21 protein-coding genes and 1 pseudogene are annotated in these 22,734 nt (G+C 66.5%); 12 read left to right on the forward strand and 10 right to left on the reverse strand.

Annotated elements, in window-relative coordinates; all coding sequences use genetic code 11:
- Positions 1 to 15 precede the first annotated feature (15 nt).
- The 3 genes from ccoN to MJ602_RS09215 all read right to left on the reverse strand — a co-directional run bounded on the left by ccoN (position 16) and on the right by MJ602_RS09215 (position 4,118).
- Positions 16 to 1,458: a cytochrome-c oxidase, cbb3-type subunit I gene (ccoN, locus tag MJ602_RS09205; protein WP_162016682.1), complete on the reverse strand. Its 1,443-nt coding sequence runs from the start codon at positions 1,456 to 1,458 to the stop codon at positions 16 to 18.
- A gap of 62 nt (positions 1,459 to 1,520) precedes the next feature.
- Entirely contained in the window at positions 1,521 to 1,658 is a 138-nt protein-coding gene (gene ccoS, locus MJ602_RS09210; protein WP_162016683.1) for a cbb3-type cytochrome oxidase assembly protein CcoS, read from the reverse strand.
- Positions 1,659 to 1,685: 27 nt separating this feature from the next.
- Complete coding sequence (locus MJ602_RS09215; RefSeq protein ID WP_243020528.1) at positions 1,686 to 4,118, reverse strand: heavy metal translocating P-type ATPase; 2,433 nt, start codon at positions 4,116 to 4,118, stop codon at positions 1,686 to 1,688.
- 102 nt (positions 4,119 to 4,220) lie between these two features.
- On the opposite strand from MJ602_RS09215, the gene MJ602_RS09220 reads away from it, so the two are divergent.
- Positions 4,221 to 4,664, forward strand: coding sequence for a universal stress protein (locus MJ602_RS09220; protein WP_243020530.1), 444 nt, complete (start codon positions 4,221 to 4,223; stop codon positions 4,662 to 4,664).
- Between the two features lie 98 nt (positions 4,665 to 4,762).
- Here the strand turns inward: MJ602_RS09220 and MJ602_RS09225 are convergent, their stop codons facing one another.
- Genes MJ602_RS09225 through MJ602_RS09235 form a run of 3 tightly spaced genes read right to left on the reverse strand, consistent with a single transcriptional unit; the run spans position 4,763 to position 8,650 of the window.
- Positions 4,763 to 6,325: a malonate--CoA ligase gene (locus MJ602_RS09225; protein ID WP_243020532.1), complete on the reverse strand. Its 1,563-nt coding sequence runs from the start codon at positions 6,323 to 6,325 to the stop codon at positions 4,763 to 4,765.
- 17 nt (positions 6,326 to 6,342) lie between these two features.
- The gene (locus MJ602_RS09230; RefSeq protein WP_243020534.1) at positions 6,343 to 7,161 is read right to left on the reverse strand and encodes an enoyl-CoA hydratase/isomerase family protein; all 819 of its coding nucleotides are present in this window, start codon (positions 7,159 to 7,161) and stop codon (positions 6,343 to 6,345) included.
- 37 nt (positions 7,162 to 7,198) lie between these two features.
- Positions 7,199 to 8,650: a malonyl-CoA decarboxylase gene (locus MJ602_RS09235; protein ID WP_243020536.1), complete on the reverse strand. Its 1,452-nt coding sequence runs from the start codon at positions 8,648 to 8,650 to the stop codon at positions 7,199 to 7,201.
- Positions 8,651 to 8,820: 170 nt separating this feature from the next.
- Between MJ602_RS09235 and MJ602_RS09240 the strand changes: the two genes are divergently transcribed.
- Both MJ602_RS09240 and MJ602_RS09245 read left to right on the forward strand, forming a co-directional pair.
- Positions 8,821 to 9,669 carry an SDR family oxidoreductase gene (locus tag MJ602_RS09240; protein WP_243020538.1) on the forward strand — a complete coding sequence of 283 codons (849 nt, stop codon included), beginning with the start codon at positions 8,821 to 8,823 and terminating at the stop codon, positions 9,667 to 9,669.
- 14 nt (positions 9,670 to 9,683) lie between these two features.
- Complete coding sequence (locus MJ602_RS09245; RefSeq protein WP_243020540.1) at positions 9,684 to 10,313, forward strand: TetR/AcrR family transcriptional regulator; 630 nt, start codon at positions 9,684 to 9,686, stop codon at positions 10,311 to 10,313.
- 69 nt (positions 10,314 to 10,382) lie between these two features.
- On the opposite strand, the gene MJ602_RS09250 is transcribed toward MJ602_RS09245, so the two are convergent.
- Together MJ602_RS09250 and MJ602_RS09255 are read right to left on the reverse strand one after the other, a co-directional pair.
- Entirely contained in the window at positions 10,383 to 10,868 is a 486-nt protein-coding gene (locus tag MJ602_RS09250; protein WP_162016690.1) for a MerR family transcriptional regulator, read from the reverse strand.
- 2 nt (positions 10,869 to 10,870) lie between these two features.
- Positions 10,871 to 11,167: an SCP2 sterol-binding domain-containing protein gene (locus MJ602_RS09255; protein ID WP_162016691.1), complete on the reverse strand. Its 297-nt coding sequence runs from the start codon at positions 11,165 to 11,167 to the stop codon at positions 10,871 to 10,873.
- A 148-nt stretch (positions 11,168 to 11,315) separates the two neighbouring features.
- On the opposite strand from MJ602_RS09255, the gene MJ602_RS09260 reads away from it, so the two are divergent.
- The 7 genes from MJ602_RS09260 to MJ602_RS09290 all read left to right on the forward strand — a co-directional run bounded on the left by MJ602_RS09260 (position 11,316) and on the right by MJ602_RS09290 (position 20,814).
- Positions 11,316 to 12,224: an SDR family oxidoreductase gene (locus MJ602_RS09260; protein ID WP_243020542.1), complete on the forward strand. Its 909-nt coding sequence runs from the start codon at positions 11,316 to 11,318 to the stop codon at positions 12,222 to 12,224.
- Positions 12,221 to 13,843: an acyl-CoA carboxylase subunit beta gene (locus MJ602_RS09265; protein ID WP_243020544.1), complete on the forward strand. Its 1,623-nt coding sequence runs from the start codon at positions 12,221 to 12,223 to the stop codon at positions 13,841 to 13,843. Before MJ602_RS09260 ends, MJ602_RS09265 begins: the two co-directional genes overlap by 4 nt.
- Before the next feature lie 28 nt (positions 13,844 to 13,871).
- Entirely contained in the window at positions 13,872 to 15,026 is a 1,155-nt protein-coding gene (locus tag MJ602_RS09270; RefSeq protein ID WP_243020545.1) for an acyl-CoA dehydrogenase family protein, read from the forward strand.
- A 14-nt stretch (positions 15,027 to 15,040) separates the two neighbouring features.
- Positions 15,041 to 15,856 (forward strand): enoyl-CoA hydratase/isomerase family protein, encoded by an 816-nt coding sequence (locus MJ602_RS09275; RefSeq protein ID WP_243020547.1) that lies wholly within the window; start codon positions 15,041 to 15,043, stop codon positions 15,854 to 15,856.
- Between the two features lie 120 nt (positions 15,857 to 15,976).
- Positions 15,977 to 17,971, forward strand: coding sequence for an acetyl/propionyl/methylcrotonyl-CoA carboxylase subunit alpha (locus tag MJ602_RS09280; protein ID WP_243020548.1), 1,995 nt, complete (start codon positions 15,977 to 15,979; stop codon positions 17,969 to 17,971).
- A complete protein-coding gene (locus MJ602_RS09285) occupies positions 17,968 to 18,843 on the forward strand; it encodes a beta-keto acid cleavage family enzyme (RefSeq protein WP_243020549.1) in 876 nt (291 codons plus the stop codon). Before MJ602_RS09280 ends, MJ602_RS09285 begins: the two co-directional genes overlap by 4 nt.
- A gap of 102 nt (positions 18,844 to 18,945) precedes the next feature.
- The gene (locus MJ602_RS09290; protein WP_243020550.1) at positions 18,946 to 20,814 is read left to right on the forward strand and encodes an AMP-dependent synthetase/ligase; all 1,869 of its coding nucleotides are present in this window, start codon (positions 18,946 to 18,948) and stop codon (positions 20,812 to 20,814) included.
- A 19-nt stretch (positions 20,815 to 20,833) separates the two neighbouring features.
- On the opposite strand, the gene lgt is transcribed toward MJ602_RS09290, so the two are convergent.
- The gene (gene lgt / locus MJ602_RS09295) at positions 20,834 to 21,640 is read right to left on the reverse strand and encodes a prolipoprotein diacylglyceryl transferase (protein WP_243020552.1); all 807 of its coding nucleotides are present in this window, start codon (positions 21,638 to 21,640) and stop codon (positions 20,834 to 20,836) included.
- A 69-nt stretch (positions 21,641 to 21,709) separates the two neighbouring features.
- On the opposite strand from lgt, the gene vapB reads away from it, so the two are divergent.
- Together vapB and vapC are read left to right on the forward strand one after the other, a co-directional pair.
- Positions 21,710 to 22,060, forward strand: coding sequence for a type II toxin-antitoxin system VapB family antitoxin (gene vapB / locus MJ602_RS09300; RefSeq protein WP_341474751.1), 351 nt, complete (start codon positions 21,710 to 21,712; stop codon positions 22,058 to 22,060).
- Complete coding sequence (gene vapC, locus MJ602_RS09305; protein WP_243020554.1) at positions 22,060 to 22,470, forward strand: type II toxin-antitoxin system tRNA(fMet)-specific endonuclease VapC; 411 nt, start codon at positions 22,060 to 22,062, stop codon at positions 22,468 to 22,470. The genes vapB and vapC overlap by 1 nt, the downstream gene beginning before the upstream one ends.
- 31 nt (positions 22,471 to 22,501) lie before the next feature.
- Here vapC and MJ602_RS09310 read toward each other — a convergent pair.
- A pseudogene (locus MJ602_RS09310) lies at positions 22,502 to 22,627 on the reverse strand (hypothetical protein); the annotation flags it as partial.
- Positions 22,628 to 22,734: the final 107 nt, after the last annotated feature.

Below are 22,734 nucleotides of genomic sequence, written 5' to 3' on the forward strand. Positions count from 1 at the left end.
GTATTCCTCGCGATCTCAGGCGTGAGCAGGCTTGACGGCGGGGATGGCCACGTTGACCGAGCGCCCCGAAATGGCCGTCATCCAGACGTTCCAGGCCATGATGATCATGCCTGTGAGGTACAACACACCACCGGCGACACGGATCATGTAGAACGGATAGCTCGCCTTGACGCTCTCGACAAAGGTGTAGGTCAGCGTGCCATCGGCGTTGACAGCGCGCCACATCAGGCCTTGCATCACACCGGCAATCCACATGGCGGCGATGTAGAGCACGATGCCGATGGTGGCGAGCCAGAAGTGCAGCTCGATGGCCTTGACGGAGTGCATCTTTTCGCGGCCAAACAGACGCGGCACCAGGTAGTACAACGAACCCATGGTGATCAGACCCACCCAACCCAGCGCGCCGGAGTGGACGTGGCCCACGGTCCAGTCGGTGTAATGGCTCAGGGCATTGACCGTCTTGATGGACATCATCGGACCCTCGAACGTGGACATGCCGTAGAACGACAGCGACACGATCAGGAAACGCAGGATGGGGTCGTCACGCAGCTTGTGCCATGCGCCCGACAGCGTCATCACACCGTTGATCATGCCGCCCCAGCTCGGGGCCAACAGGATGAGCGAGAACACCATGCCCACCGATTGCGTCCAGTCAGGCAGCGCGGTGTAGTGCAGATGGTGAGGGCCAGCCCACATGTAGGTGAAAATCAGGGCCCAGAAGTGCACGATCGACAGGCGATACGAGTACACGGGACGACCGGCCTGCTTGGGGATGAAATAATACATCATGCCCAGGAAGCCCGCCGTGAGGAAGAAGCCCACAGCGTTGTGGCCGTACCACCACTGCACCATGGCGTCCTGCACACCTGCATACGCGGAATAGCTCTTCATCAAGCTGACAGGCACCGCAGCACTGTTGACCAGGTGCAGCACTGCCACCGCCAAGATGAATGCACCGTAGAACCAGTTGGCCACATAGATGTGACGCACCTTGCGGATGCCGATGGTTCCAAAGAAGACGATGGCGTAGGCCACCCAGACCAGCGTGATCAGGATGTCGATGGGCCATTCGAGTTCAGCGTATTCCTTGGCGCTGGTGTAGCCCAGCGGCAAGGAGATGGCTGCAGCCAGAATCACCAGCTGCCAACCCCAGAAGGTGAAGCCCACCAGCGGACCGCCAAACAGTCGCACCTGGCAAGTGCGCTGAACCACGTAGTAGCTCGTACCAATGAGCGCGCTGCCGCCGAAAGCAAAAATCACCGCATTGGTGTGCAGGGGGCGCAAGCGCCCGTAGCTGAGCCAGGGGATGTTGAAATTGAGTTCTGGCCATGCCAGCTGGGCTGCAATGAACACGCCCACCAGCATGCCCACAACACCCCAAACCACGGCCATGATTGAAAACTGCCGCACAACCGTGTCGTTGTAGTGGGCAGCATCTGCTTTTGTTAGTGAATCCATCGCTTACCTCTTAGAGTTCTCGGAAATAATAACCTCGTTAACGGTAGTGCTATTGACGCTAGTCAACCGTCGCGAAGAATGCGTTCTCCCTCCTGCTCCACATTCTCGAACTGTCCCCTGTGCACGGCCCACCAAAGGCCAAGCAGGATCAGCAGCACCAAGACCACCGACAGCGGAATCAAGAGATACAGGATGTCCATCAGACCAATTCCAATTGCAGCGGGCACTCAGGCAGAAGCCGCCTGGCCCCTGGGGGCAGAGACGTGATCCGAGGCCTGGGGCAGGGGCGCTGAAGGGATCACTGACAAGCGCGCTGCATTCAGGATCACCAGAAGCGAACTCAGCGCCATACCCAGCCCCGCCAACCATGCCGGCATGTAGCCAGCGATTGCCAAGGGCACGGAAGCCGCGTTGTACGCAGCAGCCCACCATAAATTTTGTCGCACAACCTTTACTGCTTGCTGGGCTAGGGCTATTGTCCGAACCACCTGCCCGAGATCATCCCCAGGCACCACAAAATCCGCCCGTGCCTGTGCCAACGGCACTGCCCGACCAAAGGCGAAAGAGGCGTGCGCCGCCGCCAGCACCGGCCCATCGTTGAGCCCGTCTCCCACCATGGCCACACGGTGACCCTGGGCCTGCAATGCGCGCATTGCAGCAAGCTTGTCGGCTGGTGCGCACTCTGCACGCCAATCGGTAATACCCACACTGGCGGCCAACCGGGCGACGGCATCGGCGCGGTCGCCCGAAAGTAAATACACGCCCATTCCTGCTTGGCGCAGCCCGGCCACGGCTGCGCTGCTGTGCGGCCGCAGATCCTCAGCCAACACGAACCGCGCCCATTCATGGGATTGCCCGGCATCATCGATGAGCGCCAGCCAGACACTGCCCGAACCATCCAGCAGCCCCCCACCTTCCGGCGACGTCAAGCCCGCGTGGCGTGCCGACCCCAGGCGCAGCAACCACGCCGGGCCCGTGCCATCGACTTGCTGCACCAGCGCCTGCAACCCCAGGCCGGGCAGTTCCTGCAGATCCCGAACCGCCCATTGGCCCGCCACACCACGCTGCTGCGCGGCCTGCACGAGCGCGCGCGACACCGGATGCAGGGACTGCGCCGCCATGGCTGCCGCCATTCCCAGCACCTGCATTTCCTGTCCCACCTGGGTTGGCTCTATGGCCTGCACCGTCATGCTGTCGCGCGTGAGGGTGCCGGTCTTGTCGAACACCACCGTATCCACCTGCGAGAGCGATTCAAGGGCCTGCAGGTTGCGCACCAGCACCCCGCTGCGCGCCAACGCTCCAGCCGCAGACAACATGGCCACCGGCGTAGCCAGCGACAAAGCGCAAGGACAGGTCACAATGAGTACGGCCACCGCCACCATGAGCGCGCGCGCCGGATCGGTGGGCCACCACCAGGCCGCCGCCAACGCCGCTGCGAGCAGCACCAGCACCAGAAAGGGCCGCGCAATGCGATCGGCCAACTGTGCCAACCGGGGCTTTTGCGTGGCGGCACTTTCCATCAAGGCGACGATCTGGGCAAACCGGGTATCTTCTCCCAAGCCCTCCACCTGCACCAGAACTGGCGATTGCAGGTTGAAGCTGCCCGCCACCACCTTGCTGCCCGGGCCACGCTGCACGGGTGTGGATTCACCGGTCAACAGTGCCTCGTCGGCCAATGTGCGGCCTTCGATCACCTGCCCGTCGGCTGCAAAGGCCTCGCCCGGCAGTACGCGCACCACGTCGCCCACTTGCAGACGACGCACGGCCACGCGTTCGAAATCGCCTCCATCGGTACGGCGCAACACGCTGGGAGGCAAGCGATTGAGCACCGCCTCCAGTGCGCCCGCGGTGCGGTCGCGCAGACGCGTCTCCAACCAGCGGCCGGTGAGCAGAAAGAAGACAAACATGGTCAGCGAATCAAAATAGACCTCGTGACCAAACACACCTTCCGGATCGAACGTGCCGATCGAGCTCACGACAAAGGTGATGAGCATCCCCAGTGCCACCGGAAGATCCATGCTGATGCGCCTCAGCCGGATATCGCGCAGGGCGCTTGAAAAGAACGGGCCGCAGGCAAACAGGACCACCGGCAGACTGATGACCCAGGAGGCCCAGCGCAGCAAGCGCTCCATCTCCATGGACAGATCGCCCGGTGCTGCCACGTAGGCAGGCCACGCATACATCATGACCTGCATCATGCAAAAACCCGCCACCAGCCAGCGCCACAAGGCCTGGCGGTGCTCGCGCTGGCGCTGGTCGCGCGCCTGCGCGTCCAGCGCAGGCAAGGCACGGTACCCTGCCTGGCGCAGCGCCTGCATCCATACCGACGGACGTGTGTGGTCCGGCTGCCAGACCACGCGGGCGCGCTGGGTGGCCGCACTGACATCGGCGCGCTGGACCCCGGGCACGCGGCACAGCGCCTCTTCAATGGTCAGGGCACATGCAGCGCAGTGCATGCCTTCAATGACCACATTCGACTCCCAGGCGCCGGGATACCGATCCCGCCCCTCCTGCGCCGAACATTCCCGACCAAACGACGGCCACTCCTGCGGATCGTCCAGCAAGACCTCATCGGCCGAGCCATCCGGCGCATCTGCGCCCTTTGCCGGGTATGGGTCGCCAGGACGCATATCCAGTGCCGGGGCAAGAATCTTTGACATGGGGCAAGCTTACAGTTACTTAGCCTCCAGATATTTGACCACGGTCAATTTAAAACACGTGTTTTTTACTCTAATCAAGTTTTTCAGCACAGAGGATTCACCATGTACCAACGCATTCTGATTGCCACAGACGGCTCCAAGCTCTCGGACAAGGCGGTTCAGGACGGGCTGACGCTGGCGGCACAATGCGGCGCAAGCGCTGTGGCACTCAAGGTGGTGCCGCGTTACCCACGCAGCTACTTTGAAGGCGGCATGCCCGTGGATCCCAGCGATGTGCGCCGGATCGAAAAGCAGTGGGCCGACGCGGCCCAGGCCGAAGTCGATGGAGTCAAGACCCGGGGGCAGGCCCTGGGCGTCAACGTGAAGGCCGTCGTTGCCAAGTCCGACCTGGTGGCGGAGGCCGTGATCGCCGCCGCCAAGAAGCACAAATGCGACCTGATCGTGATGGCCTCGCACGGCCGCAAGGGCATCAAGCGCCTGCTGCTGGGCAGCGAAACCCAGCATGTGCTGACGCATTCGCACATTCCGGTGCTGGTATTGCGATAAAAAACGGCTTCAACGCTTATCCATCAAGCGCTGACAGCTATATTTTCAATAGAAAAACGGGCCTTCAAGGCCCGTTTTTCTAGGGAATTTGTGGACGTTCAGGCGAACAGCCCCTTGTACTGCTCGCGCAGCAGGTTCTTCTGCACCTTGCCCATGGTGTTGCGCGGCAGCTCCGGCACCACGTAGCACTGCTTGGGAATCTTGAAGTTGGCCAGCTGCGACTTGAGCTGCGTCACGATGGCCTCGGGCTGCAGCACCGCGCCGGGCTTGGCAATCACCACCGCCACGCCCACCTCGCCAAAATCCGGGTGCGGCACGCCCACCAGCGCGCTCTCGGCCACGCCGGGCAGCTCGTTGATGTAGCCCTCGACCTCGGCCGGATAGACGTTGTAGCCGCCGCTGATGATCAGGTCCTTGCTGCGGCCGACAATGCGCACGTAGCCGCGCTCGTCCACCACGCCCACATCGCCGGTCTTGAACCAGCCATCGGGGGTGAACTCCTCGGCCGTCTTCTCGGGCATGCGCCAGTATCCCTTGAACACGTTGGCGCCGCGCACCTGGATATTGCCGGTCTCGCCCACGGCCAATGCCTGGCCGTCGTCCCCCACCACGCGCAGGCCCACGCCGGGCAGCGGGAAGCCCACGGTGCCGCCACGGCGCTCGTCCTGGCCGCCATGGCGCGCATCCGCCGCATAGGGGTTGGAGGTGAGCATGATGGTCTCGCTCATGCCGTAGCGCTCCAGAATGGTGTGGCCCGTGCGCTCCTGCCAGTCGCGGAAGGTTTCGATGAGCAGCGGCGCCGAGCCCGAGATGAACAGGCGCATGTTCCGTGCGGCCTCGCGCGTGAGCGCGCCCTCGCCCAGCATGCGCACATACAGCGTGGGCACGCCCATGAACACGGTGGCACGCGGCAGCACGGCAATCACGGCCTTGGGGTCGAACTTCGCCAGCCAGAGCATCTTGCTGCCGCCCAGCAGCGCCGCGTGGATGGCCACGAACAGCCCGTGCACATGGAAGATGGGCAGCGCGTGGATCAGCACGTCGTCCCGGCGCCAGCCCCAGTATTCATTCAGCATCACCGCGTTGGACAGCAGGTTGCCGTGCGTCAGCATGGCCCCCTTGCTGCGGCCCGTGGTGCCGCTGGTGTAGAGGATGGCGGCCAGGTCGTCCGCACCCTTGCGCGCCGCCTCGTGCGTGTCGGCATGGTGCGCCGCGCGCTCCAGCAGGCTGCCGTCGCGGTTCTCGCTCAGCGTGAACACATGGCGCGTGCCGGCCGTGAAGGCGATCTTCGACACCCAGCCGAAATTGCCCGGCGTGCACACCACCACGGCGGGCTCGGCGTTACCGATGAAGTACTCGATCTCGGCGCTCTGGTAGGCCGTGTTGAGCGGCAAGAAGACATAGCCCGCGCGCAGCGTGGCCAGGTACAGCAGCAGGGCCTCGACCGACTTCTCCACCTGCACCGCCACGCGGCTGCCGCCCGGCAGACCCAGCGAGGCCAGCAGGTTGGCGATGCGGCTGCTGGCGCGGTCGATGTCGCGCCAGGTGTAGTACAGCGGCGTGCCATCGGGCGCCGTGGTCTCGATGGCCGTGGCGTCCAGGTCGGCGGGAAAGGCCGCGCGCAGGGCGGCGAACAGGCTGTCGTTGCGGAGTACGGTCATGGTGAAGGACGGGTCCGTCAGAAGGCAGGAGGACGTTTGGCGAGAAAGGCGTGGATGCCCTCGCGGTGCTCGGCGCTGTCGGCGTAGGCATAGGGATCCATGCCATCGGATGCTATTGTTTTGATAGCTGCCAACGATTTACCAGTAAGCGCTGGAGGCATTTTTAGTGCCCGAAGTGTCTGCTTGTTCAGGCGCGCGGCCTGCGGTGCCAGCGCGGCCACGCGCTGGGCTGTGCCCAGGGCGTCGGCCTGCAACAGCTCGTCGGGCACCACGCGGCTCAGAAACCCGCGCGCCAACATGTCGGGCGAGCTGAAGGTGGCGGCTTCGAGCAGCATCTGGCGTGCCGTCAGTTCGCCCACGGCGCCTGCCACCAGCTGCGCCTCGCGCGGCGCCATCGGAAAGCCCAGGCGCGCGATGGGCGCGCCAAAGCGCGCACCCGTGGCGGCAATGCGGATGTCGCAGCAACTGGCAATCTCCACACCCGCGCCCATGCAGGCGCCAGCGATGCGCGCGACGATGGGCACGTCGCAGGCCAGCATGGCCGAGAGGCCGCCCCAGACATCGTTCTCATGGAAATCGCGCAACTGCGCCGCATCGAAGCGGAAAGCCGGGTATTCGGAGATGTCGCCACCCGCGCAGAACGCGCCATCCGCGCCTTCGATCAGCACGCAGCGCGCTTCTGTATTGCGCTGGATGCTCTCGAAAACAGAGCGCAACTGGCGCCACATGGCGCGCGACATGGCATTGAGCCGCCCGGTGTGGCGCAAGGTCACCACCACCACACCGGCGGCGCCGGCTTCTCCGGCGGCCGGGGCCGCCACCACTTCTGCTGTCATGTGTATGGATTCCTTCTGAACCGGTCCTGTCGCGCTTTCAGCGGAAGGCACACAGGCCTTCGATCTCGCGCGACGCCGCCACCTGGCCTTCGGCCAGCTGGGCGCGGTGTTTGTCGATGCGCTTGAGATCGTACAAGTAGTTCACCATCAGCCCGTAGGACTGCTTGAGCCCCTTGGGCGACGGGTCGCCCGCCCAGTTGAGCCGCTCCACGCGCGCCCCATTGCCCAGGTGGAAGCGTGCCACCGGATCCACGGGCTTGCCGTCCTGCAGTTCGCGCGCCAGGTAGTGCGCGGCGCACTGCAGCAGCATCTGGCGCACGGGCGAGCGCTCGTCCAGCGCCTGCGCCCTGTCGAACGCCGCGAGCAGGTGCGAGGCCTGCGGCGGCTCGAAGCCCACGGCCCGTCCCAGTTCCGCACGGCGGCGCTCGTCCAGGCGCTCGAGCATGGCGCCTGCGTTCTTGCCCAGCCAGGAGCGCAGGCCCGGAATCGGCGAGAGCGTGGCGAAGGTGCGCAGGCGCGGGAATTCCTGCTTGAGCGTCTCCACCACATGCTTGATGAGCGAGTCGCCAAAGCTCACGCCGCGCAGGCCCGTCTGGGTGTTGCTGATGGAATAAAAGATGGCCGTGGTGGCTTTGCTGATATCGCACGGCGCTGCGGCCTCGTCGAGCAGCGGCGTGATGCTGTCGGAGATGCGATCCACCAGCGCCACCTCGACGAAGATCAGCGGCTCATTGGGCAGGCGCGGGTGGAAGAAGCCGTAGCAGCGGCGGTCGCTGTCGAGGCGGTTCTTCAGGTCGGCCCAGCTGCGGATGTCGTGCACGGCCTCGTACTGGATGAGCTTTTCCAGCAGCGAGGCGGGCGAATCCCAGGACAGGCGGCGCAGCTCCAGAAAGGCCACATCGAACCAGGTGGAGAACAGCTGCTCCAGCTCGGCATCCAGTGCCAGCAGGCGCTTGTCTTGCTTCAGGGCCGGCAGCAGCTCGGCGCGCAAATCCACCAGGAAGCGCATGCCCTGCGGAAACACCGCGAAGCGCTGCAGCAGCCGCGTGCGCGGCGACACCAGCGCACGGCGCAGGTGGATCTCGGCCTGGCCCTCCTCTTCCGTGCCCGCCGCCGCCTCGTAGCGCAGGCGCGCCGACTTGAAGCGCGTGGCGTCGGGCGCGAACTGCTCGCTCATGAGCAGCCACATGTCGCGCCGCTCCTCGGGCTCGGCCTGCGCATACCACTGCGCCACGGCCTGGGCCCGGGCACCGCCCTCGACCTCGCTCACGCGCGGCGCCACCACTTCCTGCAGGTCGGCCAGCAGGCGGCGCAGGGCGCGCGGCGACAGCGCCTCGTTGCCGCGCCTGAGTGTGGCCTGCAGGCGCTCGTGGGTGCTGCGCTCCACCTCCACTTTGGCGGCCTGTGCAGCCGTCGGGGCGCCTTCAGCGGCACGGGAGCCGCGCAGGCGCGAAACGCTGCGGGCGATCCATTCGGGAGCGGTGGTCATGGGCTTGATCGAGAAGACGTTGAGAGGCCGGTCACGGCAGAAATTATTGGCCATTGTGTGCGAGCACAGGCCACCAGAACAAAATAGACACACTGTCTAGACGAACTGTTTTTGTTTCGGTACAGTCGCCCAGCAACGCTCCAACCCGGGGCAGCCCCGAAAGGAAAATCATGTCCCTCCACGGCAAGACCCTGTTCATCAGCGGCGGCTCGCGCGGCATCGGCCTCGCGATCGCGCTGCGCGCGGCGCGTGACGGCGCCAACGTGGCCATCGCGGCCAAGACCTCGGAACCGCACCCCACGCTGCCGGGCACCATCCACACCGCAGCGCGCGAGATCGAGGCCGCGGGCGGCCAGGCCTTGCCGCTGCTGTGCGACATCCGCGACGCGGACCAGATCGACGCCGCCGTGGCCCGCACCGTGGAGCGCTTTGGCGGCATCGACATCTGCATCAACAACGCCTCGGCCATCCACCTCACGGGCACGCTGCAGACCGAGCCCAAACGGCTGGACCTGATGCAGAACATCAACGCCCGGGGCACCTTCCTGGTCAGCCGCGCCTGCATCCCGCACCTGATGAAGGCGGCCAACCCGCATGTGCTCAACCTGGCACCACCGCTCGAATTCAAGCCCGAATGGTTCGCCCCCTACCCGGCCTACGCGCTGGCCAAGTATTCGATGAGCCTCTACGCCATGGCCATGGCAGAGGAGTTCCGGCGCGAGCGCATCGCCTTCAACACGCTCTGGCCCAAGACCTACATCGACACCGCCGCCGTGCGCCACATCGCGGGCACGCAGGCACGGGCCGTGAGCCGCACACCCGAGATCATGGCGGACGCTGCCTGGCACATCCTCACCCAGCCGAGCACCGCCTTCACGGGCCGGCACTGCGTGGACGAAGACGTGCTGGTGGAGGCCGGGGTGCGCGACATGCGACCCTACCGCTGCGAGCCGGGCAGCACGCCGCTGGCGTTCGACCTGTTCGTGCAGCCGGGGCACCATCCGCAGGCCGTCGTGTAATTACGCGGCTTCGCATGGCCTCCATCACACGGCGCAACCGCGCCACCACCGACACCTCTCCGCCCGCCGCCATGGACCGGTTGGTCGAGGCTTTCGAGCGCCTGCTCGCGCGCGGCGAGAGCTTCACGACCATCAGCGTGGAAGAGCTGGCGCGGGAAGCGGGCATGGCGCGCGCCACCTTCTACCTGCACTGTCGCAACAAGGGGCAGCTCGTCAGCCACGCCATGCAGGCGGTGCAACTGCAGCTCAAGACCGCCGCCCGGGCGCGGCTGAAGAAGTCCGGCAGCTACGGGCGCACCGAGTTCCAGGCCTTCATGCGCGAGGTGGTAGAGATCCTGTTCCAGCACCGGCACGCCATCTGGGCCATGAACGAGGTGTCCGCCTACGATCCGCAGGTGCAGGCGGTGTTCGCCGAATTCATGGACCAGCGCACCCGCGAGATCCAGCGCACGCTCGACCAGCTCGCAAAGGAAGGCGCCGCCCACCCGGCCGCGCAAGCTGGTCTCGCGCGCATGCTGGCTTGGACCATCGAGCGCAGCTTCTGCAAGATGCTGAACGAACAGAGCACGCCCAAGGAGCGCGAGGCGCTGGCGGACATGCTTACGCACACGATCTGGAGTGCGCTCGCGTCGGTCGGCGGCTGATGCCGTGAAAAGAAAAAAGCGCCGAGGCCCAAAAGCCAACGACGCCACAACAGAACGAGTCCAGCGACATCAGTCCAGCGGAGGCAGCCCCAGGTTCTGGCGCACATTGCTGTTGATGATGCGCAGCTCGGCCAGGCTGCTCTCGATGTGTGCGCGCTTTTGCTCCAGCTCGGCAATGACCTTGTCGGTGCGCTGTAGCACATAGCGCAGCTGCTGCTCGCGGCCCTCGCCAGCCTGGCCGTACATGTCGAGGTACTGCTTGATCTCGGCCAGCGAGGAGCCGATGGCCTTGGCACGCAGGATCAGCGCCAGCCGCGCACGGTCGCGGCGGCTGTACACGCGGGTGCCATTGATGCGGCGCGGGCTCAGCAGACCTTTGTCTTCGTAGAAGCGCAGGGTCCGCGGCGTCACGTCAAAGGCGTTGCACAGCTCTGTGACCCCGAACAGCTCCGAATGCTTGTCGTCGCTGTTGTGGTCATCCAGCAGCTGGCGCGCGGCCGCCGCCGTGGCTGCAGCCTGCGCGTCGCCCTGCGCGGAAGTGCGGCCTGCAGCCATGTTCAGACCACCCGTTGCAGCTTCATGGCGACGCTCATGTCGCCGCTGACCTTGAACTTGCCGCTCATGAAGCCGGTGACAGGGTTCAGCTGGCCGGTGAGCAGTGCGTTCAGGTTCTCCAGCGAGATGGCCACAGTGCAGTCGGTTTCGCGGTCGTTGTTGTCCACGGTGTTGGGGGTGGATGCGCCATCGATGACGATCTTGCCATCGTCGCCGCAATCGAACTTCAGCACGGCGTTCAGGCCGCTGTTGTCGCCCACTTTGGCGCGGATGGCTTCGGTGCATTCCTGGATGTTCATGGTGTTCCTTGCAGGTGTTGAGAAATCAGGGTGTGCATCATAAAGCCATTTCATCACGCATAGACAAGGGAAAATACCTATAAGACATATGGTTGACGTTAACGTCATGTTGACATCTAATTCGTCACCCAAGCAGTTTCAACCCTCCATGAACCAGCCCACTCCTCCACTTCAGAACACAGCCTCCCAGGCCGCGCGCTATGACAGCGTCTTCCGTCCAGGCCTGTTTGCCGGTCGCACCCTCTGGGTGACGGGCGGCGGCAGTGGCATCGGCCGCTGCGTGGCCCACGAACTGGCGTCGCTGGGCGCGCGCGTCGTCATCAGCGGCCGCACCCAGGAGAAGCTCGACCGCGTGGCGCAGGAAATCCGCGACGACGGCGGCCTGTGCGAGACCATCGCCTTCGACATCCGCGACGAGGAAGCCGTCAAGGCCGCCGTGGCCACCATGGTGAAAAAGGTGGGCCCCATCGCCGGCCTGGTGAACAACGCGGGCGGGCAGTTTCCCGCGCCGCTGCAGGCCATCAGCAAGCGCGGCTTCGAGGCCGTGGTGAGCAACAACCTCACGGGCGGCTTTCTGATGATGCGCGAGGTGTTCCTGCAGAGCATGCAGGAGCACGGCGGCGCGATCGTCAACATGACGGCGGACTTCCGCAACGGCATGCCCGGCATGGGCCACTCGGGCGCGGCGCGCGCGGGCATGAGCAACCTGACCATGAGCGCCGCCTTTGAATGGGCCAGCAGCGGCGTGCGCGTGAACGCCGTGGCGCCGGGCTGGGTGGCCTCCTCGGGCATGGACAGCTATGGCGGCGCCGTCAAGGCGCTGATCCCGCAACTGCGCCAGCATGTGCCGCTGCGCCGCCTGGCGACCGAGGCCGAGATCAGCGCGGCCATCGTCTTCCTGCTCAGCCCCGGCGCGGCCTTCATCACCGGCATCACGGTGCAGATCGATGGCGCGGCCTCACTGGGCAGTGCCGTGTTCCCCAGCCTGGACCATCAACGCTCCCAACCTTTCGAGGGCTTCCACCGCGCCCAGCCGCCGGAGGTGCTCAAACCATGACGCAGATCCGCTCCCAGATCGATCCCCGCAGCGAGGGTTTTCGCCGCAACCACGAGCGCATGGCCGAACGGCTGGCGCAGGTGCAGGCCCTGCAGGGCCAGGTGGTGGCGGAATCCGCCTCCAAGCAGGACAAGTTCGAGAAGAAGGGCCAGTTGCTGCCGCGCGAGCGCGTGGCGCGCCTGCTCGACCGGGGCAGCAGCTTCCTGGAACTCAGCGCCCTGGCGGGCCTGGGGATGCACGATGACGACGGCAAGAAGTCCGTGCTCGGCGGCGGCTCCATCGTGGGCATCGGCCAGGTGGCAGGCAAGCGCGTGCTGATTTCGGCCAGCGACAGCGCCGTCAAGGGCGGCACCGTGGCGCCCATGGGTCTGAAGAAAGGCCTGCGCGCACAAGCCATCGCGCTGCAGAACAAGCTGCCGCTGGTGGCGCTGGTCGAATCGGGTGGCGCCAACCTGATGTACCAGGCCGACATTTTTGTGGACGGCGGACGCAGCTTCGCCAACCAGGCGCGCCTGTCGGCGGCGGGGATTCCGCAGATCGCCGTGGTGCACGGGTCGTCCACGGCCGGTGGCGCCTACCTGCCCGGCCTGTCGGACTATGTGGTATTGGTCAAGGACCGCTCCAGCATCTACCTGGCCGGCCCGCCGCTGGTGAAGGCCGCCATTGGCGAGGACACCACCGACGACGAACTGGGCGGCAGCGACCTGCACGCCCGCGTGACCGGCCTGGGCGAGTACCTGGCCGAGAACGACGCGCACGCCATCGCCATCGCCCGCGACCTGATGGACCACCTGCCCTGGGACGAGGCCGGCGGGCCCGACGGCAGTGTGCGTGCGCCGCTCTACGACGCGGAAGAACTGCTGGGCATCGTCCCGGCCGACGAGCGCGAGCCCTACGACGCGCGCGAGATCATCGCGCGCATCGTCGATGGCTCGCACTTCCTCGAATTCAAGGCGGCCTTCGACAGCGACACGGTGTGCGGCCATGCGCGCATCAATGGCCACCGGGTCGGCCTCATCGCCAACAACGGCCCCATCCAGCCCACGGGCTCGGTCAAGGCGGCGCAGTTCATCCAGCTGTGCGACCAGAGCGGCACGCCGCTGGTCTTTCTGCAGAACACCACGGGCTACATGGTGGGCACGGCGGCCGAGCGCGCCGGTGCCATCAAGCACGGCAGCAAGATGATCCAGGCCGTGGCCAATGCGCGCGTACCCAAGTTCACCATCGTGGTGGGCGGTTCGTTCGGCGCAGGCAACTACGGCATGTGCGGGCGCGGCTTCGACCCGGATTTCATCTTCAGTTGGCCCAGCGCACGCACCGCCGTCATGGGCGGCGCCCAGGCCGCCATGGTCATGGAGATGATCAGCCGAGGCAAGCTGGAGCGCGCTGGCGTGCCCCTGGGCGAGCAGGCCGAGGCAGGCATCAAGGCCATGAGCGAGCAGCTCAAGCGCCGCCTGGATGCCGAATCCGACGTGCTGTTCGGCACCGCGCGCCTGTGGGACGACGGAATCATCGACCCGCGCGAAACCCGCAACGTGCTCGCCCAATGCCTGGCCATGGCCCGCGACGCACGCCAGCGCGTGCTGCACCCCAACACCTTCGGCATCGCCCGCATGTAACCCCTTTCTTGAATCTGGAGCACACACCATGCAATTCACCCCCGAGCACGAGCAGATCCGCGACACGGTGCGCAAATTCGTCGCCAACGAGATCAACCCCCACACCCGCGAATGGGAGAAGGCCGGCATCTTCCCCGCGCACCAGCTCTTCAAGAAGATGGGCAACCTGGGCCTGCTGGGCATCAAGTACCCCACCGAGTACGGCGGCATGGGGCTGGACTTCAGTTACTCCATGGTCATGGCCGAGGCGCTGGGCACGTGCAACGTGGGCGGCGTGCCCATGGCGATTGGCGTGCAGACGGACATGTGCACCCCGGCGCTGGCGCGCTTTGGCAGCGACGAGCTGCGCCGTGAATTCCTCGCACCTTCCATCGCGGGCGACCTGGTGGGCTGCATCGGCGTGAGCGAAGTCACCGGCGGCTCGGACGTGGCCGCGCTCAAGACCACGGCCAAGAAGGATGGCGGCGACTATCTTCTGAACGGCTCCAAGATGTGGATCACCAACGGCATGCAGGCCGACTGGTGCTGCCTGCTGGCCAACACCAGCGAGGGGCCGGTGCACTCGAACAAGTCGCTCATCATGGTGCCGCTCGATGCCCCCGGCGTGACGCGCCAGAAGATCGAGAAGATCGGCATGCATTCGAGCGACACGGCGCAGCTCTTCTTCGACAACGTGCGCGTGCCCCAGCGCAACCTCATCGGCCAGGAGGGCGCGGGCTTCATGTTCCAGATGCTGCAGTTCCAGGAAGAGCGCCTGTATGGCGCGGCCAGCAGCCTCCAGTCGCTGGACAACCTGATCGACCAGACCATCGAATACACGCGCCAGCGCCACACCTTCGGCCAGCCCCTCCTGAACAACCAGGTGGTGCACTTCCGCCTGGCCGAGCTGCGCACCGAAGTCGAAGCCCTGCGCGCCCTCACCTACCGCGCCGTGGAGTCGTATGTGGCGGGCCAGGACGTGACCAAGCTCGCCTCCATGGCCAAGCTCAAGGCGGGGCGCCTGTCGCGTGAGGTGGCGGACAGTTGCCTGCAGTACTGGGGTGGCATGGGCTTCACGGCGGACAACCCCATCAGCCAAGCCTACCGCGACAGCCGCTTGATCTCCATCGGTGGTGGGGCCGACGAAATCATGCTCGGCATCATCTGCAAGCTCGAAGGCACCCTCCCCGGCAAGAAGCGCTGAAGCGGATTGATGCTATGACTTTTATAGCTATTAGCGCAGTATCTACGGGCCCCGTGCTCGAAATCACCTTGAACCGACCCGACGTGCGCAACGCCATGTCGCTGGCCATGGTGGAGGAGCTGCGCCAGGCCCTGGCGCAGGCCGAAGCCAGCGTGGGCAGCGCCCAGCCGACCCGCGTGGTGGTGCTGCGCGGCGCGGGCGGGCATTTCTGCGCCGGGGGCGACCTCAAGGACATGGCCATGGCCCGCATGCGCGCCATGGAGGCCCCGGCAGGCACCGACCCCATTGCTGAAGTCAATGCCGCCTTCGGCCGCATGTGCGCGGCCTTTGCCGACACGCCGCTGGCTGTGGTGGCGGTGCTGGAAGGTACGGTGATGGGCGGCGGCTTTGGCCTGGCCTGCGTGGCCGATGTGGCCATCGCCACCGAAACAGCCAGCTTCCGCCTGCCCGAAACCTCGCTGGGCGTGGTGCCCGCGCAGATCGCACCCTTCCTCGTCGAGCGCCTGGGCTACTCGCAGGCCAAGCGCCTGGCAGTGACCGGCGGCAAGCTGGATGCGGCGCAGGCGCTGCGCATCGGCCTGGTGCACCAGCAAGTGGCCACCGCCGACGTGGACGCCGCGCTGCAGGCCGTGCTGGCCGACATCCTGGCCTGCGCCCCTGGCGCCCTGGCCGCCACCAAGGCGCTGATGGCCAAGGCCCGCTGGAACGCCCCCGCCGCGCTGGTCGATGAGGCCGCCGCCCTCTTCTCGCGCGCCGCCCAGGGCCCCGAGGGGCAAGAAGGCACCGGCGCATTCCTGCAGAAACGCAAACCACACTGGGTTCCCGCATGAGCTTTTCCAAGATCCTGATTGCGAACCGGGGCGACCAGCCGCGCAGCGGCGCAGCGGCGAAGCCACATCGCATGGTGCGCGCAGCGCACGCAGGCGGTTTCTCCGCGAAAGGGGCAACACATGTTTAACAAGATACTGATCGCCAATCGCGGAGAAATCGCCTGCCGCGTGATCCGCACCGCCCGCGCCCTGGGCTACCGCACGGTGGCCGTGTACAGCGACGCAGACCGCGATGCCCCCCATGTGGCGCTGGCCGACGAGGCCGTGCACATCGGCCCCGCACCGGCGGCCGAGTCCTACCTGCAATTCGACGCCATCCTGGGCGCCTGCCGCGCCTCGGGTGCCGATGCGCTGCACCCCGGCTACGGCTTCCTCAGCGAGAACGCCGCCTTTGCCCAGGCCTGCGAGGACGCGGGCGTGGTCTTCATCGGCCCGCCGCCCAGCGCCATCGAAGCCATGGGTGACAAGGCCCTGGCCAAGCAGCGCATGATCGCCGCCGGCGTGCCCTGCGCGCCCGGCTACCTGGGCGCGGACCAGGCCGACGCCACGCTGGTGGCCGAGGCGAAAAAGCTCGGCTACCCGCTGCTGGTCAAGGCCGTGGCGGGCGGCGGCGGGCGCGGCATGCGCCTGGTACGGCACGACAGCGAGTTGCAAGCCGCCATCGAGGGCGCGCGCCGCGAGGCCACCAGTGCCTTTGGCGACGGCACGCTGATGCTGGAGCGCCTGATCGACAACGGCCGCCACATCGAGATCCAGGTTTTCGCCGACGCGCACGGCAACGCCGTGCACCTGGGCGAGCGCGACTGCACGGCGCAGCGCCGCCGCCAGAAGGTCATCGAGGAAGCGCCCTCCCCCGTGGTCTCGGCGCAGATGCGCGCGCAAATGGGCGCCGACGCCGTGGCCGCCGCGCTGGCCGTGGGCTACCGGGGCGCGGGCACGGTCGAGTTCATCGTCGATGCGCAGAACCACCACTACTTCCTGGAGATGAACACGCGCCTGCAGGTCGAGCACCCGGTGACCGAGTGCATCACCGGTCAGGACCTGGTGGAGTGGCAGTTGCGCGTGGCGGCGGGCGAACCGCTGCCGCTGGCGCAGGAGGACATCATGCTGTCCGGCCATGCCATCGAGGTGCGGCTTTACGCCGAAGACCCCTACGACGGCTTCGCGCCGCAAACCGGCCCGGTGCGCTACTGGCGGCCCGAGCAGGCGCTGGCGGGCCGCGCCCGGGGCCAGGCTGCGTTTGGCGAGGTGCGCATCGACGCCGGCATCCGCGAGGGTGGCGAAGTCACCCCCTACTACGACCCCATGGTGGCCAAGCTCATCGCCCATGGCCGCGACCGGACCGACGCCATCCGTCGCCTGATGGCGGCGCTGGACGATGCGCCGCTGCTGGGCCTGCGCCACAACGCGCGCTTTCTGCGCGACCTGCTGGACCACCCGGCCTTCCGCGAAGCGCGCATGCACACCACGCTGATCGACCAGTGGCAGCAGGCAGGCGAACCCCTGCTGCAGCGCCCCCAGCCCGATGCGCTGGCCTGGGCCCTGGCGGCCACCGCGCTGGCGGCCAGCGAAGGCGGCGCCCGCCGCCCCGACAGCGTGGCCACCTGGGGCACCACGCTGGTGCTCGCGGGCGGCAGCGAACAGCGCGCCGTGCGCGTGCGCCCCCACGGGGCGCAGGTGCAGGTGCAATTGGCGGGCGCCGAGGGCTTCTCCTTCGACGCCGTGCGCTGGCAGGACGAACGCCTGTACTGGCGCCAGGGCGGCGTGCAGCGCAGCGCCGTGTGCCAGATGCAGGGTGGCCAGGTCACGCTGGCACTGGGCGCCACGGTGTACCAGTTCGCCGAACTGTCGCCCTTCCCACAGAACGATCCGGCCCTGGACCCGCGCAAGCTGCGCTCCCCGGTGGCAGGCACGGTGTGCGCCGTGGCCGTGGCCGTGGGCGAACAGGTCACCGCCGGGCAGCCCTTGCTGTGCGTGGAGGCCATGAAGATGGAAATGTGGCTGCACGCCCGCGCCAGCGGCACCGTATCGGCCCTGCACGCCCAGATCAAAGACAGCGTTGCCGCCGGCAGCGTGCTCGCAGAAATCGACATCACCGAAGAGGTCCCCGCATGACGCAAGAAAAAGCCATCCTCACCTGCGCCCTCACCGGCGTGCTGACCAACCCCCAGCAACACCCGGTGCCCGTCACGCCCGAGCAAATGGCGGCCCAAGCGCGCCAGGCGTTCGATGCAGGCGCCAGCATCATGCACGTGCACATCCGCGCGCAGGAACCCGGCATGGGCCACATGCCCAGTTGGGACCCGAACGTGGCCCAGGAGGTGGTGGACGCCATCCGCCAGGCCTGCCCGGGCGTCATCATCAACCTGACCACCGGCGTGATCGGCAAGGACATCAGCGGCCCGGTGGACTGCATCCGGCGCGTCAAGCCCGAGATCGCCGCCTGCAACGCGGGCAGCCTGAACTACCTCAAGATCAAGGAAGACGGCAACTGGGCCTGGCCGCCCATGGTGTTCGACAACCCGGTGGCCAAGGTGCAGCAGTTCCTCGACGTGATGGAGGAATGCGGCACGCACCCCGAGTTCGAGTGCTTCGACGTGGGCATCGTGCGCTCGGTCACCATGTTCATCAAAAACGGCATGCTCAAGCCCTCCATGGGCCGCCCCGAGTACAACCTGGTGATGGGCGTGGCCTCGGGCATGCCCTGCGATGCGCAACTGCTGGAACTGCTGCCCCAGTGGATGGCACCGGGCGCCGTCTGGCAGGCCACGCTGATCGGCCGCCAGGAGATCTGGCCCGTGCACCAGAAGACGGCCGACCTCGGCGGCATGCTGCGCACCGGCCTGGAAGACACCTTCTACCTGCCCGATGGCAGCCGCGCCAACGGCAACGGCGTGCTCATCGAGGCCCTGGCCCAATGCGCCCGCAACGCGGGCCGAGACATCGCTTCGCCCGCCGAAGCACGGCAAATGCTGGGCTTGGCCTGAGCTTCACCCGGCCCGTGCGCGACAGGCCCCCGCCAGAGGGGTCGGCGCACCGCCTGCACGCAACGCGGCAGGCCTCCCCCCCATAAAACAGGAGACAAACGCATGCCAACCTCCCTAGCGCACAGCGGGCCGCTGGCCGCGAGCGACCAACGGTTCCAGAGCATCCCGGCCCGCTTCATGGCCACCAGCCTGCGCCAGCCGCAGACGCCCGCCTATTTCGTGCGCGGCGCCCAGGGTTGGCAGCCCACGACCTGGCAAGAATACGCGCAGCAGGTGCGCCAGGCCGCCCGCGCGCTGGTGGCGCTGGGCGTGCAGCCAGGCGACGCGGTGTGCATCCTGGGCTTCAACCGCCCCGAGTGGACCACCATGGATCTGGCGGCCATGATGGTGGGCGCCATGGCGGCCGGCATCTACTGGAGCAGCGCGGCCAACGAGATTGCCTACATCGTCGAGCACAGCGGCTGCAGCCTGCTGCTGGTGGAAGGCGAAGCGCAGTGGGCCAAGGCGGCGGCAGAGCCCCAGGCACTGGCACGCCTGCGCGCCACCGTGCTCATGCGCCAGGCGCCGGGCGATGCACCGCCGCAGGTGCCCGAGGGCGTGGCCGCGCCCATGGCCTGGGAGCAGTTCCTGGCGCTGGGCGGCATGGAGCACGATGCCGAGGTGCAGCGCCGCATGGACGCCATCCGCGAGGAGGACATCGGCACGCTGATCTACACCTCGGGCACCACCGGCCACCCCAAGGCCGTGGAGCTGACGCACGCCAACCTGAGCTGGACTTCGGCAGCACTGTCGGCCGCGTTCCAGGTGGGCCCACAAGACCGGCTGATCTCCTACCTGCCGCTGGCGCACATCGCCGAGCAGCATGGCTCCATCTGCAACCACGCGCTGGCGGGCTACCAGCTCTACTTCGCGCGCTCGCTGGAGAGCCTGGGCGAGCACCTGCAGGAAGTGCACCCCACGGTATTCTTCGGCGTGCCGCGCGTGTGGGAGAAGATGCAGGCCGCCATTGCCACCAAGCTGGCAGGCGCCACGGGTGCCAAGGCCCGGCTGGCGCGCTGGGCACTGCGCACCGGGCGCACCTGGCACGCCGAGCGCCTGCAAGGGCGCACGCCCGGCGCATGGCTGAACCGGCAGTACCGCTGGGCACACCAACTGGTGCACCGCAAGGTGCAGGCCGCGCTGGGCTTTGACCAGGCGCGCATCCTGATTTCCGGCGCGGCGCCCATCGCCGTGGAAAACCTGGAGTTCTTCACCGGCCTGGGCCTGCTGATCGGCGAGGTGTACGGCCAGTCCGAGGACTGTGGCCCCACCGCCATCAGCCTGCCCGGCTTCATCCGCCTGGGTGCGGCAGGCAAGACCCTGCCCGGCATGCAGGTGCGCATCGCCGACGACGGCGAGATCCTCGTCCGGGGGCCCAACGTGTTCCGCGGCTATCGTGGCCGCCCCAAGGACACCGCCGAGACGCTGCAAGACGGCTGGCTGCACAGCGGCGACCTGGGCCGCATCGACGAGGACGGCTTCATCTACGTGACCGGCCGCAAGAAGGACCTGCTCATCACCTCGGGCGGCAAGAACATCTCGCCCGGCAACATCGAGGCCGACCTGATGAACCTGCCGCTGGTGGAGCACGCGGTGGTCATTGGCGACTCGCGCCAATACCTCAGCGCGCTGCTCACGCTCAAGCCCGATGTGCTGCAGGCCTTTGCCCAGCAGCACCAGATCCCTGGCGGGCCCGCCGAGTGGGCGCGCAGCAGCCCGGTGCACGCGGAGCTGCAGCGCGGCATCGACGCCGTCAACGCCAAGCAGGCGCGCGTGGCGCATGTGCGCAAGTTTTCGGTGCTCCAGAGCGCCTTCACCATCGACAACGGCTGCCTCACGCCCACGCAGAAGATCCGGCGCAACGTGGTGCAGCGCCAGTACGCCGAGGAGATCGAGGCCCTGTACCGGGACGGCGCCAGTGCGCCGCACTGAGCCACAGCTTCGCTGGGCGTCAGCCGCGCTTGGCGCTCCAAAGCCACAGCGCGATGCCCCCGGCGATCATGGGCAGGCACAGCCACTGCCCCATGCTCATGCCCAGCGACAGCAGGCCCAGGAAGGCATCGGGCTCGCGGAAGTATTCGGCGATGAAGCGGAAAACGCCGTAGCCGAACAAAAAGGCCGCCGCCACCTGCCCCTGGCGCCGCTCCTTGCGCGCATACAGCCACAGCAGCACGAACAGCAGCAGCCCTTCGAGCAGGAACTGGTACACCTGCGAAGGGTGGCGCGGCAGCATGGAGCCGCTGTGCGGGAACACCATGCCCCAGGGCAGGTCGGGGCTGGCGAAACGCCCCCACAGCTCGCCATTGATGAAGTTGCCCACGCGCCCCGCCGCCAGGCCCGTGGGCACGCAGGGCGCCACGAAATCGGCCACCTGCAGCCACGGCCGCTGGCGCGTGCGCGCGAACCAGAAGAAGGCGCCAATCACGCCCAGCAGCCCCCCATGGAAGCTCATGCCGCCCTGCCACACGGCAAAGATCTCCAGCGGGTGCGCGGCGTAGTAGCCCGGCTTGTAGAACAGGCAGTAGCCCAGACGCCCGCCCACAATCACACCCACCACACCCAGAAAAAGGATGTCCTCCACGTCCTTGCGCGTCCAGGCCGCAGGGCCAGTGAGCGACGCAAACGGCTCATGCCGCAGGCGCCGCAGGCCCAGGAGCATGAACAGACCAAAGGCTGCCAGGTAGGTCAGCCCGTACCAGTGGATGGCCACCGGGCCAAGTTGCAGAGCGACGGGGTCGATATGGGGGTAGGTCAGCATGGTGGTCGGTATTGTGCCCGGCGCGGAGCGCGGGGTTGCAGCCCACGGCAGCTATCCCGCATTTTTTGAATGAAATTGGCCTCCAGCGCTTATCCAGCAAGCGCGAGCAGCTATGGTTTTTGTACTGCTTTTCGGACCGCTTGGCTTGACCACCACCAGCGCCATATACATCCAGAAAGGATTGTCATGGCCATCAGCTCCGTCTTTATCAACAACCGCACGCAAGCCGTGCGCTTACCCGTCGAGTTGCGCCTGCCGGAGGGCGTGCGCAAGGTGGAAGTGCGTGCCAGGGGGAATGAACGCATCATCTCGCCCGTGGGCCAGACGTGGGACAGCTTTTTTCTGGGTGGCCCAGCGGTCAGTGAAGATTTTTTGCCAGAGCGCACCCCGCAGCCCCTCGGTGAGCGGGAGCCTCTCTGATGCTGCGCTACCTGCTCGATACGAACATCGTCATCTACGTGTTGAAGCGGCGCCCCATCGAGGTGCTCTCGCTCTTCAACGAGAATGCCAGCCGCATGGCGATTTCGGCAATCACGCTGTCGGAACTGTTCCACGGTGCGGAAAAAAGCACACGGGTGAGCAACAACCTGGTCGCCATTGAAGACTTTTGCAGCCGTCTGGAGGTTCTGCCGTATGGCGCCAAGGCTGCGCAGCACTATGGCGCCATTCGTGCGGGCCTGGAGAAGACCGGGCAGCCGATTGGCGTCAACAATCTGCACATCGCCGCCCATGCGCGCAGCGAGGGGCTCATTGTGGTGACCAACAACGTCGGCGAGTTTGCCCGCGTCCCTGCCCTGCAGGTGGAAAACTGGGTTCAGTCACGCAACTGAATCGCACAGTGGTACAGCACGCAGCCTCCTGAATGCGGATGCGGTCGCCGTTGCGCATGAGGCCTATGGCGCCTTCCGCAGCAGCCTCGGGCGCGCAGTGGCCGATCGACAGGCAGAACGTGCCGCCCGAGAAGCGCCCGTCGATCAGCAGCGCGCACCAGACGATCCAGTTCGGCAATAAGGGCGTCGAAACCAATGTTGTCGTTCATGGTGACTGAGGAGTAAGTGGCCATGGTTCAAGTAAAAGAAGGGAAATGCTTGAGT

The sequence above is a fragment of the Simplicispira sedimenti genome (assembly GCF_022760965.1).
Lineage (GTDB): Bacteria > Pseudomonadota > Gammaproteobacteria > Burkholderiales > Burkholderiaceae_C > Simplicispira > Simplicispira sedimenti.